Raw genomic sequence first — 15422 nt, 5'->3', positions numbered from 1 at the left:
ATATCTGTAACTAAAAAAGGGGAGCTTAGGCTTCCCTTTTTTTATGGTATAAGAAGGCCGAATCACGCAAATATGACTGGTAATGATAATGATTATCGATTATATTTAGGGTTGTTATTCGGGAGTCGTATTATGTACATCTGTCTTTGTCATGCTATCTCAGACAAAACCATTGTGAAACTAGCGATCGAGCACGATGCTTATGATGTTCAATCCATTCGTCGCCTTACGCCTCTAGGCTCGCAATGCGGAAAATGTGTCCGTCCTACCAAAGAGCTATTGCAACAAATTAAAGCTGAGCAGACCCTACGCAAAGTGAGTTAATTGCATCGGCTTATTTCACCATCTTGTTGTCTGTTACCGTCTACACTTAGGTAAACTGTCACAGGAGTGTGTTGTAATGAAAGCCGATCCGAAAATTATCCAACATCTCAACAAAATTCTCGCCAATGAACTTATCGCGATTAATCAGTATTTCTTGCATGCAAGAATGTATAAAGACTGGGGTCTAAAGGTCATCGCTGAGAAAGAATACAAAGAGTCCATTGAAGAGATGGTTCACGCTGATCATCTGATTGAGCGTATTCTCTTTCTGGAAGGTATCCCTAACTTACAAGATCTCGGACGGCTACGCATCGGTGAAGATACCAAAGAGATGTTAACCTGCGATTTAGCGCTAGAGATGGACGCCATTCCGGATCTGCGTGACGCTATTGAGTATGCAGAGTCGGTAAGAGATTATGTGTCTCGCGATTTGTTTCTTGAGATCCTAGAAGATGAAGAAGAGCATGTCGATTGGCTTGAAACCCAGTTGGGCCTTATAGAAAAAGTGGGCATTGCTAATTTCAATCAAGCGCAAATCATTGAGGATGAGTAACCTGCTTAGTCACTCAATTTGTTGACCATGAGACACTAACCAACGCTAACTTCCCGCTTTAATAGAAAAAGGCACACTGGTTGTCCTTTTTATGCCCTTTCGAATTGATAAAACAGCCTGCTCTTTTTTTCTACAGCTATTGCAAAGCCCATTTCGATCTGTATAATGCGCTCCACTGCCTGAGATTACTATCTCGTAACTGCAGTTGTGAACCAATGAGCAAGTGAGGAAGAAGGTGTTTATCACCTTGCAATGTATACTCAGCTTACGTTCGCAGTCATTAAATTGGCTGACAATGTTCCCGATTTGGGAGCTACGGTTTCACATGAATCAATCGGCATTCTCTCGTCTATACGAGTGTGAGTGGCGATATTGTTTGTGTAAATTTTAATTAATTGGAGCTCTGTCTCATGCAGAACCAACGTATTCGTATCCGCCTAAAAGCGTTCGATCATCGTTTGATCGATGCTTCTACTGCGGAAATCGTTGAAACAGCTAAGCGCACTGGTGCTCAGGTTAAGGGTCCAATCCCTCTACCTACGCGTAAAGAGCGTTTCACTGTTCTTGTTTCTCCTCACGTCAATAAGGACGCACGTGACCAGTACGAAATTCGTACTCACAAGCGTCTTATCGACATCGTAGAGCCAACGGATAAAACTGTTGATGCTCTGATGCGTCTTGACCTGGCTGCGGGCGTTGACGTCCAAATCAGCCTAGGTTAATAGAGGGAGATAAGAAATGATTGGTCTAATCGGTCGTAAAGTGGGCATGACCCGCATCTTTACCGAAGAAGGCGCTTCTATCCCAGTAACGGTTGTTGAAGTTGAAGCTAACCGCGTTTCTCAGGTTAAATCTGTTGAAACTGACGGCTACAACGCAATCCAAGTTACTACGGGTTCGAAGAAAGCTAACCGTGTTGTTAAACCAGAAGCAGGTCACTTTGCGAAAGCGGGTGTTGAAGCTGGTCGCGGTCTTTGGGAATTCCGTCTAGAAAATAATGAAGAGTTTGCAGTAGGTTCAGAGCTAACTGTTGAACTATTCAGTGAAGTTAAAAAAGTCGACGTTACCGGCACATCTAAAGGTAAGGGTTTCCAGGGCGCTGTTAAGCGTTGGAACTTCAGTACTCAAGATATGACCCACGGTAACTCATTGTCTCACCGTGCACCGGGTTCAATTGGCCAATGTCAAACTCCAGGTCGTGTGTTTAAAGGCAAGAAAATGGCTGGTCACATGGGTGCTGAGCGTGTAACGACTCAAAACCTAGAAATCGTACGTGTTGATGCTGAACGTAATCTGCTTCTTATTAAAGGTGCAGTACCAGGCGCAACCGGTAGCGATGTGATCGTTAAACCAGCTGTTAAAGCGTAACGTCGAGGAGTTAGTAATGGAATTGGTAGTAAAAGGCGCTGATGCGCTAACTGTTTCCGAGTCTACTTTTGGGCGTGAATTCAACGAAGCACTTGTTCATCAAGTCGTCGTTGCATACGCAGCTGGTGCCCGTCAGGGTACTCGTGCTCAGAAAACTCGTTCAGACGTATCCGGTGGCGGTGCTAAGCCATGGCGTCAGAAGGGTACTGGTCGCGCCCGTGCTGGTACAATCCGTAGCCCAATTTGGCGCAGCGGTGGTGTAACTTTCGCAGCTCGTCCACAGGACCACAGCCAGAAAGTTAACAAGAAAATGTACCGTGGTGCTCTTAAGAGCATTCTTTCTGAGCTAGTTCGTCAAGAGCGTCTAATCGTTGTTGATGAGTTCTCAGTAGAAGCACCAAAAACAAAAGCACTAGTTGCTAAGCTAAAAGAGCTTGAGCTTACTGATGCACTTATCGTAACTGGCGAAGTAGATGAGAATCTATTCCTAGCTGCACGTAACATCTACAAAGTAGACGTACGTGACGCTGCAGGTATCGACCCAGTTAGCTTGATCGCTTTTGACAAAATTGTGATGACTGCAGCTGCAGTTAAACAAGTTGAGGAGATGTTAGCATGATCACTGAAGAGCGTATTTTAAAAGTTCTACGTGCTCCGCATATCTCTGAGAAAGCAACCATGGCTGCAGAAAACGGTAACACTATCGTATTCAAAGTAGCAATGGACGCAACTAAGCGTGAGATCAAAGCGGCAGTTGAGAAACTGTTTGAGGTTGAAGTTAAGTCTGTAAATACTCTTATCACTAAGGGTAAGACCAAACGTCAAGGTATGCGTCAAGGTCGTCGTTCAGACGTCAAAAAAGCGTATGTTATCTTGAAAGAAGGTCAAGACATCGACTTCGCTGGTAGCGCAGAGTAAGACGAGGAGATTGAAGAATGGCTATTGTTAAATGTAAGCCGACTTCCCCAGGTCGTCGCCACGTAGTTAAAGTGGTTAACTCTGACCTGCACAAGGGTAAGCCGTACGCACCACTTTTAGAGAAAAAATCTAAAACAGGTGGTCGTAACAATAACGGTCGTATCACTGTTCGTCACATCGGTGGCGGTAACAAGCAGCACTACCGTGTAATCGATTTTAAACGTACTAAAGACGGCATCCCAGCTGTTGTAGAGCGTTTGGAATATGATCCAAACCGTAGCGCACACATCGCACTGGTACTATACCGTGACGGTGAGCGTCGTTACATTATTGCACCAAAAGGCCTAAACGCTGGTGACCAGATTCAATCTGGCGTTGATGCTGCAATTAAAGTAGGTAACACCCTACCAATGCGCAACATCCCAGTAGGTTCAACTGTACATAACGTTGAGCTTAAGCCTGGTAAAGGTGCTCAGCTGGCTCGTTCAGCTGGTGCATACGCACAGATCGTTGCTCGTGATGGTTCTTATGTAACTATCCGTCTACGTTCTGGTGAAATGCGTAAAGTTCTTTCTGAGGGTCGTGCGACTCTTGGTGAAGTTGGTAACTCAGAGCACATGTTACGTGAACTGGGTAAAGCTGGTGCTTCACGCTGGCGCGGCGTACGTCCAACCGTACGTGGTGTAGTAATGAACCCAGTTGATCACCCACACGGTGGTGGTGAAGGTCGTACATCAGGCGGTCGTCACCCAGTTTCACCTTGGGGTGTTCCTACTAAGGGTTACAAAACCCGTAAGAACAAACGTACCGACAAGTACATTGTACGTCGTCGTAACAAGTAATTATTATTCGAGGATAAGCCATGCCACGTTCTCTCAAGAAAGGTCCTTTTATTGACCTGCACTTGCTGAAGAAGGTAGAGAAAGCGGTGGAAAGCGGAGACAAAAAGCCTGTTAAGACTTGGTCCCGTCGTTCAATGATCATTCCACAAATGATCGGTTTGACCATCGCTGTCCATAATGGTCGTCAGCACGTACCCGTTTTCGTTTCTGAAGAAATGATCGGTCACAAGCTAGGCGAATTTGCACCAACACGTACTTACCGCGGTCATGCTGCGGATAAGAAAGCTAAGAAGCGCTAAGAGGAGTATAGGTAATGGAAGCTATCGCTAAACATCGCTTTGCTCGCATCTCGCCGCAGAAAGCTCGTTTGGTTGCGGATCAAGTGCGCGGTAAAACTGTTGCACAAGCCCTAGAAATTCTAACTTTCAGCAACAAAAAAGCTGCTGACCTAGTTAAGAAGGTTCTGGAATCTGCTATCGCTAACGCTGAACACAACGAAGGCGCTGACATTGATGATCTTAATGTCGCAAAAATCTTCGTTGACGAAGGTCCAACCATGAAGCGCATTATGCCTCGTGCAAAAGGCCGTGCCGACCGTATCTTGAAGCGTTCAAGCCACATCACTATTGTTGTAGCTGACCGCTAAGAGACTAGGAGAGAAAGCAATGGGTCAAAAAGTACATCCTAATGGTATTCGTCTTGGCATCGTCAAGCCATGGAACACCACTTGGTATGCTAATAGCCAAGAGTTCGCTGACAACCTAGACGGCGACTTCAAGGTACGTCAGTTCCTGACAAGCGAACTGAAAAAAGCGTCTGTGTCACGCATCATTATCGAGCGCCCTGCTAAGAGCATCCGTGTGACTATTCACACTGCTCGCCCAGGTGTTGTTATTGGTAAGAAAGGTGAAGACGTAGAGAAACTACGCGCTCGCGTTGCTAAAATTGCAGGCGTGCCTGCTCAAATTAACATCGCAGAAGTACGTAAGCCTGAGCTAGATGCACAACTAGTTGGTGACAGCATTGCGTCACAACTAGAACGTCGTGTTATGTTCCGTCGCGCTATGAAGCGTGCGGTACAAAATGCGATGCGTCTTGGTGCGAAGGGTATTAAGATCGAAGTTAGCGGCCGTCTTGGTGGTGCTGAAATCGCGCGTACTGAATGGTACCGTGAAGGTAACGTGCCACTACACACGCTGCGTGCTGACATCGACTACGCAACTTCTTCTGCTCACACTCAATACGGTGTAATTGGTATTAAAGTTTGGATCTTCAAAGGCGAAGTTCTAGGCGGTATGCCACTTGCTAACGCTGAACCTAAGGCTGACAAGCCTAAGAAACAGCGCAAAGGCCGTAAGTAAGGAGTCTATAGATGCTGCAACCAAAACGCACTAAATTCCGCAAGACTCATAAGGGTCGTAACCGCGGTCTAGCGAAAGGTACTGACGTAAGTTTCGGTGAGTTCGGTCTTAAAGCAACTGGACGTGGTCGTATGACTGCGCGTCAGATTGAGGCTGCTCGTCGTGCTATGACTCGTCATATCAAACGTCAAGGTCAAATCTGGATCCGCGTATTCCCGGACAAGCCGATTACGAGCAAGCCGTTGGAAGTACGTCAGGGTAAAGGTAAGGGTAACGTAGAATACTGGGTTGCCCAAATCCAACCAGGTAAAGTTCTTTATGAAATGGATGGAGTTTCTGAAGAGTTGGCACGTGAAGCATTTAACCTTGCTGCACGTAAGCTTCCTTTCAAAACAACATTTGTAACTAAGGCGGTGATGTGATGAACGCACAAGATCTGCGCGCTAAAAGCGTTGAAGAACTAAATGCTGAGCTTGTGAACCTACTGCGCGAGCAGTTCAACCTGCGCATGCAGGCTGCAACTGGTCAGCTGCAACAAACACACACTCTGAAGGCTGTACGTCGCGATATCGCACGTGTTAAGACTGTTCTGACTGAGAAGGCGGGTGCATAATGAGCGATAAGATTCGTACTCAGCAAGGTCGTGTTGTAAGTAACAAGATGGATAAGTCTATCGTTGTTGCTATCGAGCGTATGGTGAAACACCCAATCTACGGGAAGTTCATCAAGCGTACGACTAAACTACACGCACACGATGAAATCAACGAATGTCGCGAAGGCGATCTAGTTGAGATCAAAGAGTGCCGTCCACTGTCTAAGAAAAAATCTTGGACTTTGGTACGCGTAGTAGAAAAAGCACGCGGTTAATTTTCGTACTTTTTCAATATACTTAGACAAAGCGACCCCGTTTTTTGTCGGGGTCGTTTATTTTTTGTCTATTCAAGTGCCTATTAGGGTGTTATAATTCGCCGCCCTTAAGTTATAAGGCAACCCGACCCGAGAGGGTCTAGATGATTTATTTAGCGGAGCACTAAACATGATCCAAATGCAAAGTACGCTGGACGCAGCCGATAACTCCGGCGCTCGCAGAGTAATGTGTATTAAGGTCCTGGGTGGTTCTCACCGCCGCTATGCACATATCGGTGACATCATTAAAGTTACAGTGAAGGAAGCAATTCCTCGCGGTAAAGTTAAAAAAGGTGATGTTCTGAAAGCGGTGGTAGTGCGCACCCGTAAAGGCGTACGTCGTCCAGACGGCTCTGTCATTCGTTTCGACCGTAACGCTTGTGTATTGTTGAATGACAATACCGAGCAACCAGTTGGAACTCGTATCTTTGGCCCAGTGACTCGTGAACTTCGTAATGCGAAATTCATGAAGATTGTTTCACTTGCGCCTGAAGTTCTTTAAGGAGCGATACAATGGCAGCTAAAATCCGTCGCAACGACGAAGTTATCGTTCTTACCGGCAAAGACAAAGGTAAGAAAGGTAAAGTAACTAAGGTTCTTGAAACCGGTAAAGTTATCGTTGAAGGTATCAACCTGGTGAAAAAACACCAAAAGCCTGTACCGGCTCTTGGTCTCCAGGGTGGCATTGTTGAAAAAGAAGCAGCAATTGATGCTTCTAACATTGCAATCTTTAACGCGGCTACTGGTAAAGCGGACCGTGTAGGCTTCAGATTCGAAGAAGGCAAAAAAGTGCGTTTCTTTAAATCTAATGGCGAAACTATTAAGTAATTTGGAGTAGTACTATGGCGAAACTGCATGATTACTACAAAGAGACTGTTGTAAAAGAGCTTGCTGACAAGTTCGAATACAAGAGCATCATGCAAGTCCCAAGGATCGAAAAGATCACACTTAACATGGGTGTGGGCGAAGCAATCAACGACAAGAAACTGCTTGAAAATTCAGTGTCTGACCTAGCGGCTATCGCTGGTCAAAAGCCACTGATCACTAAAGCACGTCGCTCTGTCGCTGGCTTTAAGATCCGTGAGGGCTACCCTATTGGCTGTAAAGTAACCCTACGTGGCGAACGTATGTGGGACTTTTTCGAGCGTCTAATTTCAATTGCTGTACCGCGTATTCGTGACTTCCGTGGTTTAAACCCTAAGTCATTCGATGGTCGTGGTAACTACAGCATGGGCGTTCGTGAGCAGATTATCTTCCCAGAAATCGAATACGATAAAATCGATCGATTGCGTGGTCTTGATATTACTATCACGACTTCTGCAGACTCTGACGAAGAAGCGCGTGCTCTGCTGACTGCTTTTAACTTCCCATTCCGTAAGTAAAGTTAAGGGTTACTCAAATGGCTAAAGAATCTATGAAGGCACGCGAAGCTAAGCGTGCAAAATTAGTTGCTCAGTTCGCTGAGAAGCGTGCTGCTCTAAAAGCAACTATCAGTGACGTGAATGCGTCTGAAGAAGATCGTTGGAATGCGGTTCTAAAGCTTCAGTCTCTACCACGTGATTCTAGTCCTTCTCGTCAGCGTAATCGCTGTAACCAGACTGGACGTCCACACGGCTACCTGCGTAAATTTGGTCTAAGCCGTATTAAGGTTCGTGAAGCTTGCATGAAAGGCGAGATTCCGGGTCTTCGTAAAGCAAGCTGGTAATCCCAGCTAGTTAAGAATCACTGGAGAATTGACTTATGAGCATGCAAGATCCGATTTCGGATATGCTGACCCGCATTCGTAACGGTCAGGCAGCGAACAAAGTCGCTGTTAAAATGCCTTCTTCTAAGCTGAAAGTTGCAATTGCAAAGCTGCTAAAAGACGAAGGTTTCGTGGCTGACTACGCTGTTTCTGGCGAAGTTAAGCCTGAGCTAGAAGTTACACTTAAGTACTTCGAAGCTAAACCAGTTATCGAGCAAATCCAACGTGTTTCACGTCCTGGTCTGCGCATCTACAAGAAAAAAGATGCACTTCCAAGCGTGATGGGCGGTTTGGGTGTTGCTGTGGTATCCACTTCCAAGGGTCTTATGACCGACCGCGCTGCTCGCAAAGCGGGTCTTGGCGGTGAAATTATCTGCTACGTAGCTTAATAGGAGTAGAATATGTCTCGTGTTGCAAAAGCACCAGTAGCTATTCCTGCCGGCGTAGAAGTTAAACTGAACGGTCAGGAAGTTACTGTTAAAGGCGCTAAAGGCGAACTAGTTCGTACTTTTAACCCTGCAGTAGTAATCAGCCAGGAAGACAGCCAAATGACTTTCGCTCCGCGCGAAGGTTTCGTTAACGCTTGGGCACAAGCAGGTACTGCTCGTGCACTAGTAAATAGCATGGTTGTGGGTGTTACTGAAGGTTTCACTAAGAAACTAACACTGAAAGGTGTGGGTTACCGTGCTGCCATTAAAGGCAACGCTGTAGGTCTAACCCTTGGCTTCTCTCACCCAGTTGAGCACGAACTACCAGCAGGTATCAAAGCTGAGTGCCCTTCTCAAACTGAAATCGTGATCTCTGGTTGCGACAAACAGTTGGTAGGCCAAGTAGCTGCGGATATCCGCGCATACCGTAGCCCTGAACCTTATAAAGGTAAAGGTGTTCGTTACGCCGATGAAATCGTGCGTACTAAAGAAGCTAAGAAGAAGTAAGGTAACACTATGGATAAGAAAGCATCTCGTATCCGTCGTGCGACCCGCGCACGCCGCAAGATTGCTGAGCTGGGTGCAACTCGCCTAGTTATACACCGTACTCCACGTCACGTGTATGCTCAGGTAATCGCACCAAATGGCTCTGAGGTTATCGCTGCCGCTTCTACCGTAGAAAAAGCGATCCGTGAGCAGGTTAAGAGCGCCGGTAATAAAGACGCTGCTGCACTAGTTGGTAAAACTATTGCTGAGCGTGCGATTGAAAAAGGCGTTTCTGACGTTGCTTTCGATCGCTCCGGTTTCCAATACCACGGCCGCGTGGCTGCACTAGCAGAAGCTGCTCGTGAAGCTGGTCTGAAATTCTAAGGTAGGCGGAAGATGGCTAACGAAAAGAATCAACAATCTGATTTGCAAGAAAAGCTGATTGCTGTTAACCGTGTTTCAAAAACGGTTAAAGGTGGTCGCATTTTCAGCTTCACCGCACTAACCGTAGTCGGTGATGGCAATGGTCGCGTAGGTTTCGGTTACGGCAAAGCCCGTGAAGTACCTGCTGCGATTCAAAAAGCAATGGAAAAAGCACGTCGTAACATGGTTACGGTATCGCTTAACGATGGTACTCTACACCACGCTGTTAAAGGTCGCCACACTGGTTCTAAAGTGTACATGCAACCTGCATCAGAAGGTACCGGTATCATCGCAGGTGGTGCGATGCGTGCAGTGCTAGAAGTTGCGGGTGTCCACAACGTTCTGGCTAAAGCATACGGTTCAACAAACCCAATCAACATCGTTCGCGCGACTATTGATGGTTTGAGTGGTATGAACTCTCCAGAAATGGTTGCGGCTAAGCGCGGTCTTTCTGTTAAAGAAATTCTGGAGTAATCGACATGGCTAAGACAATTAAAGTAACACAGACAAAGAGCTCTATCGGTCGTTTGCCGAAGCATAAAGCTACTTTGCGTGGTTTGGGTCTACGTCGCATCAACCACACCGTTGAACTTGAAGATACTGCTTGCGTACGCGGCATGATCAACAAAGTTCAGTATATGGTTAAAGTTGAGGAGTAATCAGAATGCGTTTGAATACTCTATCACCGGCTGCGGGTTCTAAGTCTTCTGCGAAGCGCGTAGGCCGTGGTATCGGTTCAGGTCTGGGTAAAACTGGTGGCCGTGGTCACAAGGGTCAGAAATCACGTTCAGGTGGTTCTGTACGTCCAGGCTTTGAAGGCGGTCAAATGCCTTTGAAACAGCGTCTACCAAAATTCGGTTTTACTTCGCGTAAAAGCCTGGTATCAGCTGAAGTTCGTCTAAGCGAACTAGCGAAAGTCGAAGGTGACGTAGTTGATCTAAACACGTTGAAGCAAGCAGGTCTTATCACTAAGAATATTCAATTTGCAAAAATTGTTCTTTCTGGTGAAATTGCTCGCTCAGTGACTGTTAAAGGTCTACGCGTAACCAAAGGCGCAAAAGCTGCGATCGAAGCTGCGGGCGGTAAAATCGAGGAATAATTAACTCGAGGATGAGGTACAGATGGCTAAACAACCAGGACAAGATTTTCGTAGTGCACAAGGCGGCCTAGCCGAACTTAAATCACGATTGTTATTCGTAGCGATTGCGATCTTAATTTTCCGAGCAGGCTCTTTTGTGCCTATTCCTGGTATTGACGCTGCTGTCCTTGCTGAACTGTTCGAACAGCAACAAGGCACCATCATAGAGATGTTTAACATGTTCTCTGGTGGTGCTCTTGAACGAGCTTCAATTTTAGCGCTGGGTATCATGCCGTATATTTCGGCGTCAATTGTTATCCAGCTGCTAACCGTAGTACATCCAACTCTTGCTGAGTTGAAGAAAGAAGGTGAATCTGGCCGTCGTAAGATTAGTCAGTACACCCGCTACGGAACGCTCGTGTTGGCAACCTTCCAAGCCATTGGTATTGCGACAGGTTTACCAAGTATGATTCCTGGTCTGGTTAATAATCCAGGCTTTGGGTTCTATCTAGTTGCGGTTGTGAGTTTGGTTACCGGTACCATGTTCTTAATGTGGTTAGGTGAGCAAGTAACAGAACGCGGCATTGGTAATGGTATATCGTTGATTATCTTCACCGGTATTGCCGCGGGTTTGCCACCTGCGATCGGACAGACTATTGAGCAAGCGCGTCAAGGTGAATTGCACGTACTTCTTTTACTATTAATTGCAGTATTGTCATTTGCGGTTGTCTATTTTGTGGTGTTTATGGAGCGTGGTCAGCGTAAAATCGTTGTCAACTATGCAAAACGCCAACAAGGTCGACGTGTTTTTGCAGCGCAAAGCACACATTTGCCACTTAAAATTAATATGGCAGGTGTAATCCCGGCAATTTTTGCATCTAGTATTATTCTATTCCCAGGAACGTTGGCCCAATGGTTCGGCGGTAATGGTGAAGGTACATTTGGTTGGTTAACGGACGTGTCATTGGCACTCAGCCCTGGTCAACCATTGTATGTGATGCTATATGCAGCTGCGATTATTTTCTTCTGTTTCTTCTATACCGCGCTGGTGTTTAACCCGCGTGAGACAGCAGACAACTTGAAGAAGTCTGGTGCGTTCGTACCTGGTATTCGCCCGGGTGAGCAGACCGCAAGATACATTGATAAAGTAATGACCCGCCTAACCTTGGTTGGTGCGATGTACATTACCTTTATCTGTCTGATCCCCGAGTTCATGATGATTGCATGGAACGTACAATTCTATTTTGGTGGTACGTCGCTACTTATCGTAGTTGTTGTAATCATGGACTTTATGGCTCAAGTGCAGACACATTTGATGTCTCAGCAGTATGAGTCAGTTTTGAAGAAGGCTAACCTGAAAGGCAATTAAGCCATTCGGTTACTTTTACGGAGTTTAGTAATGAAAGTTCGTGCTTCCGTTAAGAAAATCTGCCGTAACTGTAAAGTTATCAAGCGCAACGGTGTTGTGCGTGTAATTTGCAGTGAGCCAAAGCACAAGCAGCGCCAAGGCTAATAGCAGAAATTTTTAGTTGCAAGACAGGGATGAGCTGACTATAATCGTCAGCCCATCTTTTGTTGCACACAGAAGAAGTGGTATCCAGCCGCTGCGTATCCTCGACGGGCTTTGCAGCGGTTCTACTTATGAAAGTACTAGGAGTGAATAGTGGCCCGTATAGCAGGCATTAACATTCCTGATCAGAAGCATGCTGTAATCGCACTTACTGCGATTTATGGCATCGGTAAGACTCGTTCTCAAGCTATTCTAGCTGAAGCGGGTATTGCTGAAAGCATTAAGATCAGTGAACTGACTGAAGAGCAGATCGACATTCTGCGTGATGGTGTTGCCAAGTACACCGTAGAAGGCGACCTACGTCGTGAAGTCTCCATGAACATCAAGCGTCTAATGGACCTTGGTTGTTACCGTGGTCTTCGTCACCGTCGCAGTCTACCTCTACGTGGACAGCGTACTAAAACCAACGCACGTACCCGTAAGGGTCCGCGCAAGCCGATCAAAAAATAGTCGGATAAGGTAGAGTACAATGGCAAAACAACCAACTCGCGCTCGTAAGCGCGTACGTAAGCAAGTAGCGGACGGTGTCGCGCACATCCATGCTTCTTTCAACAACACAATCGTAACCATTACTGACCGTCAAGGTAATGCTCTAGCATGGGCTACTGCAGGTGGTTCTGGTTTCCGTGGTTCTCGTAAATCTACTCCGTTCGCTGCACAGGTTGCTGCTGAGCGTTGTGGTGAAATGGCCAAAGAATATGGCGTTAAGAACCTGGAAGTTATGGTTAAGGGCCCAGGTCCAGGTCGTGAGTCTACAATCCGCGCTCTAAACGCTGCGGGTTTCCGTATCACTAACATTGTTGATGCGACTCCGATCCCTCATAACGGTTGTCGTCCACCTAAGAAACGTCGCGTATAACGTTTCTAGGAATATTGGAGAAGAATCATGGCAAGATATTTGGGTCCTAAGCTGAAGCTTAGCCGTCGTGAAGGTACCGACTTATTCCTTAAGTCTGGCATCCGCGCGATCGATACCAAGTGTAAAATTGATAACGCCCCAGGCGTACACGGCGCTCGTCGCGGTCGTCTGTCTGATTATGGCGTTCAGCTTCGTGAGAAGCAAAAAGTTCGTCGTATGTATGGCGTACTGGAAAAACAATTCCGTAACTACTATAAAGATGCTGCACGCCTGAAAGGCAACACAGGTGAAAACCTGCTTCAGCTTCTGGAAGGTCGTCTGGATAACGTTGTTTACCGCATGGGCTTCGGCTCAACTCGTGCTGAATCACGTCAGCTGGTAAGCCACAAAGCGATCCTGGTAAATGGTCAAGTTGTTAACATTCCTTCATTCAAGGTTAAAGCTAACGACGTAATTAGCATTCGCGAGAAAGCTAAGAACCAAGCGCGTATTAAAGGTGCACTAGAAGTTGCTACCCAACGCGAGCTACCAACTTGGATCGAAGTAGACAGCAACAAGATGGAAGGTACTTTCAAGCGCCTACCAGAACGTTCAGATTTGTCTGCTGACATCAATGAACACCTGATCGTCGAGCTTTACTCTAAGTAAGGCTGAACAAAAGAGAGGACATAATGCAGGGTTCTGTAACAGAATTTCTAAAGCCGCGTCTTGTTGATATCGAACAAGTTAATACGACGCATGCAAAGGTAACTCTTGAGCCACTAGAGCGTGGTTTCGGCCACACTCTTGGTAACGCGCTACGCCGTATTCTTCTTTCTTCTATGCCGGGTTGTGCCGTCACTGAAGTGGAAATCGATGGTGTACTGCACGAGTACAGTACCAAAGAAGGAATTCAAGAAGATATTCTTGAAATTCTTCTCAACCTTAAAGGCCTAGCTGTTAAGGTTGAAGGGAAGGATGAAGTCATTCTATCCCTGACTAAATCTGGTGCGGGCCCTGTTGTTGCAGCTGACATCACCCATGATGGTGATGTTGAGATTGCGAACCCTGAACACGTGATCTGCCATATCACTGATGACAATGCTGATATTAGCATGCGCATCAAGGTAGAACGTGGTCGCGGCTACGTACCTGCATCAGCACGTATCCATACCGAAGAAGACGAGCGTCCTATTGGTCGTCTACTAGTGGATTCAACTTTCAGTCCAGTTGACCGTATTGCCTACTCTGTAGAAGCAGCACGTGTTGAACAACGTACTGATTTAGATAAGCTGGTTATCGATATGGAGACCAACGGTACTCTTGAACCTGAGGAAGCGATTCGCCGTGCAGCAACTATTCTTGCTGAACAGCTAGACGCATTCGTAGATCTTCGTGATGTACGAGTTCCTGAGGAGAAAGAAGAGAAGCCTGAGTTCGATCCGATCCTGCTGCGTCCTGTCGACGATCTTGAACTAACTGTTCGCTCTGCTAATTGTTTGAAAGCAGAAGCGATCCACTATATTGGTGATCTGGTTCAGCGTACCGAAGTTGAGCTGCTTAAAACACCTAACCTTGGTAAGAAATCTCTTACTGAGATTAAGGATGTTCTTGCATCTCGCGGTCTATCTCTTGGCATGCGCCTTGAGAACTGGCCACCGGCATCAATCGCTGAAAATTAATCAGATATACTGATTACTTAGTTAGAAGGATTAGGTCATGCGCCATCGTAAGAGTGGTCGTCAACTCAACCGCAATAGCAGTCATCGCAAAGCGATGTTCAGCAACATGGCTAGCTCATTGGTTCGTCACGAAATTATCAAGACGACTTTACCAAAAGCAAAAGAGCTACGTCGCGTAGTTGAGCCGTTGATTACATTAGCTAAGACAGACAGTGTTGCTAACCGTCGTCTAGCGTTCGCTCGTACTCGTGATAACGAAGTAGTTGCGAAACTATTTAACGAACTGGGTCCACGTTTTGCTGCTCGCGCCGGCGGTTATACTCGCATTTTAAAATGCGGTTTCCGTGCAGGTGATAAAGCCCCTATGGCTTTCATCGAGCTAGTAGATCGTCCAGAAGCTCAAGAAGAAGCAGCTGCTGAATAAGCATTTGTTTTAGACTGAGATAAAAAAAGCCGGGCTTGTCCCGGCTTTTTTATTGCAATTTGAAAATGAAAACCTTTCAGCTATTCCCCTATTATTTGTTAATCCTTTTCTTAAACTCTCTTTTTAATGCTCACGTTATAAAAGCAGTGAGTAGCTCTCTATATAAGATTAAAATTGCCATCATATATTTGGTCTTGAATTGAAACGATACTCACATTTGCATGAAAAGTGCACAGAAAAGAGGTTTGGTGAGGGAACTTTGAACAAACGCATAGAAAAAGCAAAAAAAAGCGGAAAAAGGACTTGTCAGCGTGAGCTAGATCTCTATAATGCCGCCTCACTGACACGGAGCGCAGCGCTGAAAAGCAATGTTGTTTAGAGTCAGCCTCGAAAGAGGGGTGTGAAAAAGTGGTTTTGAAGAAACTTAAAATTACTTATTGACATCACATCAGGAAAGCGTATTATTCGCCTCCCTGA

Annotated in this window: 30 protein-coding genes; all 30 read left to right on the top strand. The window is 46.1% G+C overall.

The features are described from left to right. Positions 1-132 precede the first annotated feature (132 nt). The 30 genes from ACKLNH_RS20170 (at position 133) to rplQ (ending at position 14945) form a co-directional block, all read left to right on the top strand. Positions 133-324 (top strand): (2Fe-2S)-binding protein, encoded by a 192-nt coding sequence (locus ACKLNH_RS20170; protein ID WP_413114061.1) that lies wholly within the window; start codon positions 133-135, stop codon positions 322-324. A 76-nt stretch (positions 325-400) separates the two neighbouring features. Next, a complete protein-coding gene (gene bfr / locus ACKLNH_RS20165) occupies positions 401-877 on the top strand; it encodes a bacterioferritin (protein WP_413114060.1) in 477 nt (158 codons plus the stop codon). Positions 878-1287: 410 nt separating this feature from the next. Beyond that, on the top strand, positions 1288-1599 hold the full coding sequence (rpsJ, locus tag ACKLNH_RS20160; protein WP_413114059.1) for a 30S ribosomal protein S10: 312 nt from the start codon (positions 1288-1290) through the stop codon (positions 1597-1599). A 16-nt stretch (positions 1600-1615) separates the two neighbouring features. Then, a complete protein-coding gene (rplC, locus tag ACKLNH_RS20155; protein ID WP_413114058.1) occupies positions 1616-2245 on the top strand; it encodes a 50S ribosomal protein L3 in 630 nt (209 codons plus the stop codon). A gap of 16 nt (positions 2246-2261) precedes the next feature. After that, entirely contained in the window at positions 2262-2864 is a 603-nt protein-coding gene (gene rplD / locus ACKLNH_RS20150; RefSeq protein WP_413114057.1) for a 50S ribosomal protein L4, read from the top strand. Then, the gene (rplW, locus tag ACKLNH_RS20145) at positions 2861-3163 is read left to right on the top strand and encodes a 50S ribosomal protein L23 (protein WP_087017535.1); all 303 of its coding nucleotides are present in this window, start codon (positions 2861-2863) and stop codon (positions 3161-3163) included. The genes rplD and rplW overlap by 4 nt, the downstream gene beginning before the upstream one ends. Before the next feature lie 17 nt (positions 3164-3180). Next, positions 3181-4005, top strand: a complete 825-nt coding sequence (gene rplB, locus ACKLNH_RS20140; protein ID WP_413114056.1) for a 50S ribosomal protein L2 — start codon at positions 3181-3183, stop codon at positions 4003-4005. A 20-nt stretch (positions 4006-4025) separates the two neighbouring features. Further along, the gene (gene rpsS, locus ACKLNH_RS20135) at positions 4026-4304 is read left to right on the top strand and encodes a 30S ribosomal protein S19 (protein WP_007469141.1); all 279 of its coding nucleotides are present in this window, start codon (positions 4026-4028) and stop codon (positions 4302-4304) included. 14 nt (positions 4305-4318) lie between these two features. Then, positions 4319-4651 carry a 50S ribosomal protein L22 gene (gene rplV / locus ACKLNH_RS20130; RefSeq protein WP_413114055.1) on the top strand — a complete coding sequence of 111 codons (333 nt, stop codon included), beginning with the start codon at positions 4319-4321 and terminating at the stop codon, positions 4649-4651. Between the two features lie 19 nt (positions 4652-4670). Then, positions 4671-5366: a 30S ribosomal protein S3 gene (gene rpsC / locus ACKLNH_RS20125; RefSeq protein WP_413114054.1), complete on the top strand. Its 696-nt coding sequence runs from the start codon at positions 4671-4673 to the stop codon at positions 5364-5366. Between the two features lie 11 nt (positions 5367-5377). Next, on the top strand, positions 5378-5788 hold the full coding sequence (rplP, locus tag ACKLNH_RS20120; protein ID WP_087017526.1) for a 50S ribosomal protein L16: 411 nt from the start codon (positions 5378-5380) through the stop codon (positions 5786-5788). Beyond that, entirely contained in the window at positions 5788-5979 is a 192-nt protein-coding gene (gene rpmC, locus ACKLNH_RS20115; RefSeq protein ID WP_007469134.1) for a 50S ribosomal protein L29, read from the top strand. Before rplP ends, rpmC begins: the two co-directional genes overlap by 1 nt. Next, entirely contained in the window at positions 5979-6233 is a 255-nt protein-coding gene (rpsQ, locus tag ACKLNH_RS20110; protein ID WP_413114053.1) for a 30S ribosomal protein S17, read from the top strand. Before rpmC ends, rpsQ begins: the two co-directional genes overlap by 1 nt. 169 nt (positions 6234-6402) lie before the next feature. After that, a complete protein-coding gene (gene rplN, locus ACKLNH_RS20105; protein ID WP_017026385.1) occupies positions 6403-6774 on the top strand; it encodes a 50S ribosomal protein L14 in 372 nt (123 codons plus the stop codon). 11 nt (positions 6775-6785) lie between these two features. Continuing rightward, positions 6786-7100 carry a 50S ribosomal protein L24 gene (rplX, locus tag ACKLNH_RS20100; protein ID WP_413114052.1) on the top strand — a complete coding sequence of 105 codons (315 nt, stop codon included), beginning with the start codon at positions 6786-6788 and terminating at the stop codon, positions 7098-7100. A 14-nt stretch (positions 7101-7114) separates the two neighbouring features. Then, the gene (rplE, locus tag ACKLNH_RS20095; protein WP_413114051.1) at positions 7115-7654 is read left to right on the top strand and encodes a 50S ribosomal protein L5; all 540 of its coding nucleotides are present in this window, start codon (positions 7115-7117) and stop codon (positions 7652-7654) included. 17 nt (positions 7655-7671) lie between these two features. Next, complete coding sequence (rpsN, locus tag ACKLNH_RS20090) at positions 7672-7977, top strand: 30S ribosomal protein S14 (RefSeq protein WP_413114050.1); 306 nt, start codon at positions 7672-7674, stop codon at positions 7975-7977. A 35-nt stretch (positions 7978-8012) separates the two neighbouring features. Then, entirely contained in the window at positions 8013-8405 is a 393-nt protein-coding gene (gene rpsH, locus ACKLNH_RS20085) for a 30S ribosomal protein S8 (RefSeq protein ID WP_413114049.1), read from the top strand. Between the two features lie 12 nt (positions 8406-8417). Next, positions 8418-8951, top strand: a complete 534-nt coding sequence (gene rplF, locus ACKLNH_RS20080; protein ID WP_413114048.1) for a 50S ribosomal protein L6 — start codon at positions 8418-8420, stop codon at positions 8949-8951. A 9-nt stretch (positions 8952-8960) separates the two neighbouring features. After that, positions 8961-9314, top strand: coding sequence for a 50S ribosomal protein L18 (rplR, locus tag ACKLNH_RS20075; RefSeq protein WP_413114047.1), 354 nt, complete (start codon positions 8961-8963; stop codon positions 9312-9314). Positions 9315-9326: 12 nt separating this feature from the next. After that, positions 9327-9827: a 30S ribosomal protein S5 gene (gene rpsE / locus ACKLNH_RS20070; protein ID WP_413114046.1), complete on the top strand. Its 501-nt coding sequence runs from the start codon at positions 9327-9329 to the stop codon at positions 9825-9827. A gap of 5 nt (positions 9828-9832) precedes the next feature. Further along, positions 9833-10012: a 50S ribosomal protein L30 gene (gene rpmD / locus ACKLNH_RS20065; protein ID WP_413114045.1), complete on the top strand. Its 180-nt coding sequence runs from the start codon at positions 9833-9835 to the stop codon at positions 10010-10012. 5 nt (positions 10013-10017) lie between these two features. Next, positions 10018-10452, top strand: coding sequence for a 50S ribosomal protein L15 (gene rplO, locus ACKLNH_RS20060; protein WP_413114044.1), 435 nt, complete (start codon positions 10018-10020; stop codon positions 10450-10452). 22 nt (positions 10453-10474) lie between these two features. Then, a complete protein-coding gene (gene secY, locus ACKLNH_RS20055; RefSeq protein ID WP_413114043.1) occupies positions 10475-11800 on the top strand; it encodes a preprotein translocase subunit SecY in 1326 nt (441 codons plus the stop codon). 30 nt (positions 11801-11830) lie between these two features. After that, positions 11831-11944, top strand: a complete 114-nt coding sequence (rpmJ, locus tag ACKLNH_RS20050) for a 50S ribosomal protein L36 (RefSeq protein ID WP_000868186.1) — start codon at positions 11831-11833, stop codon at positions 11942-11944. 150 nt (positions 11945-12094) lie between these two features. Next, a complete protein-coding gene (gene rpsM, locus ACKLNH_RS20045) occupies positions 12095-12451 on the top strand; it encodes a 30S ribosomal protein S13 (protein ID WP_413114042.1) in 357 nt (118 codons plus the stop codon). Between the two features lie 19 nt (positions 12452-12470). Beyond that, entirely contained in the window at positions 12471-12860 is a 390-nt protein-coding gene (gene rpsK, locus ACKLNH_RS20040) for a 30S ribosomal protein S11 (protein WP_027251961.1), read from the top strand. A 27-nt stretch (positions 12861-12887) separates the two neighbouring features. Continuing rightward, complete coding sequence (rpsD, locus tag ACKLNH_RS20035) at positions 12888-13508, top strand: 30S ribosomal protein S4 (RefSeq protein WP_413114041.1); 621 nt, start codon at positions 12888-12890, stop codon at positions 13506-13508. Between the two features lie 23 nt (positions 13509-13531). Beyond that, a complete protein-coding gene (locus ACKLNH_RS20030; RefSeq protein ID WP_413114040.1) occupies positions 13532-14521 on the top strand; it encodes a DNA-directed RNA polymerase subunit alpha in 990 nt (329 codons plus the stop codon). A 37-nt stretch (positions 14522-14558) separates the two neighbouring features. Next, on the top strand, positions 14559-14945 hold the full coding sequence (rplQ, locus tag ACKLNH_RS20025; protein WP_413114039.1) for a 50S ribosomal protein L17: 387 nt from the start codon (positions 14559-14561) through the stop codon (positions 14943-14945). The last annotated feature ends 477 nt before the right edge of the window (positions 14946-15422 follow it).

The sequence above is a fragment of the Thaumasiovibrio clandestinus genome (assembly GCF_047250365.1).
Lineage (GTDB): Bacteria > Pseudomonadota > Gammaproteobacteria > Enterobacterales > Vibrionaceae > Thaumasiovibrio.
Note: the sequence above shows the minus strand (reverse complement) of the source record. Positions and strands in the feature narration are given on the sequence as shown.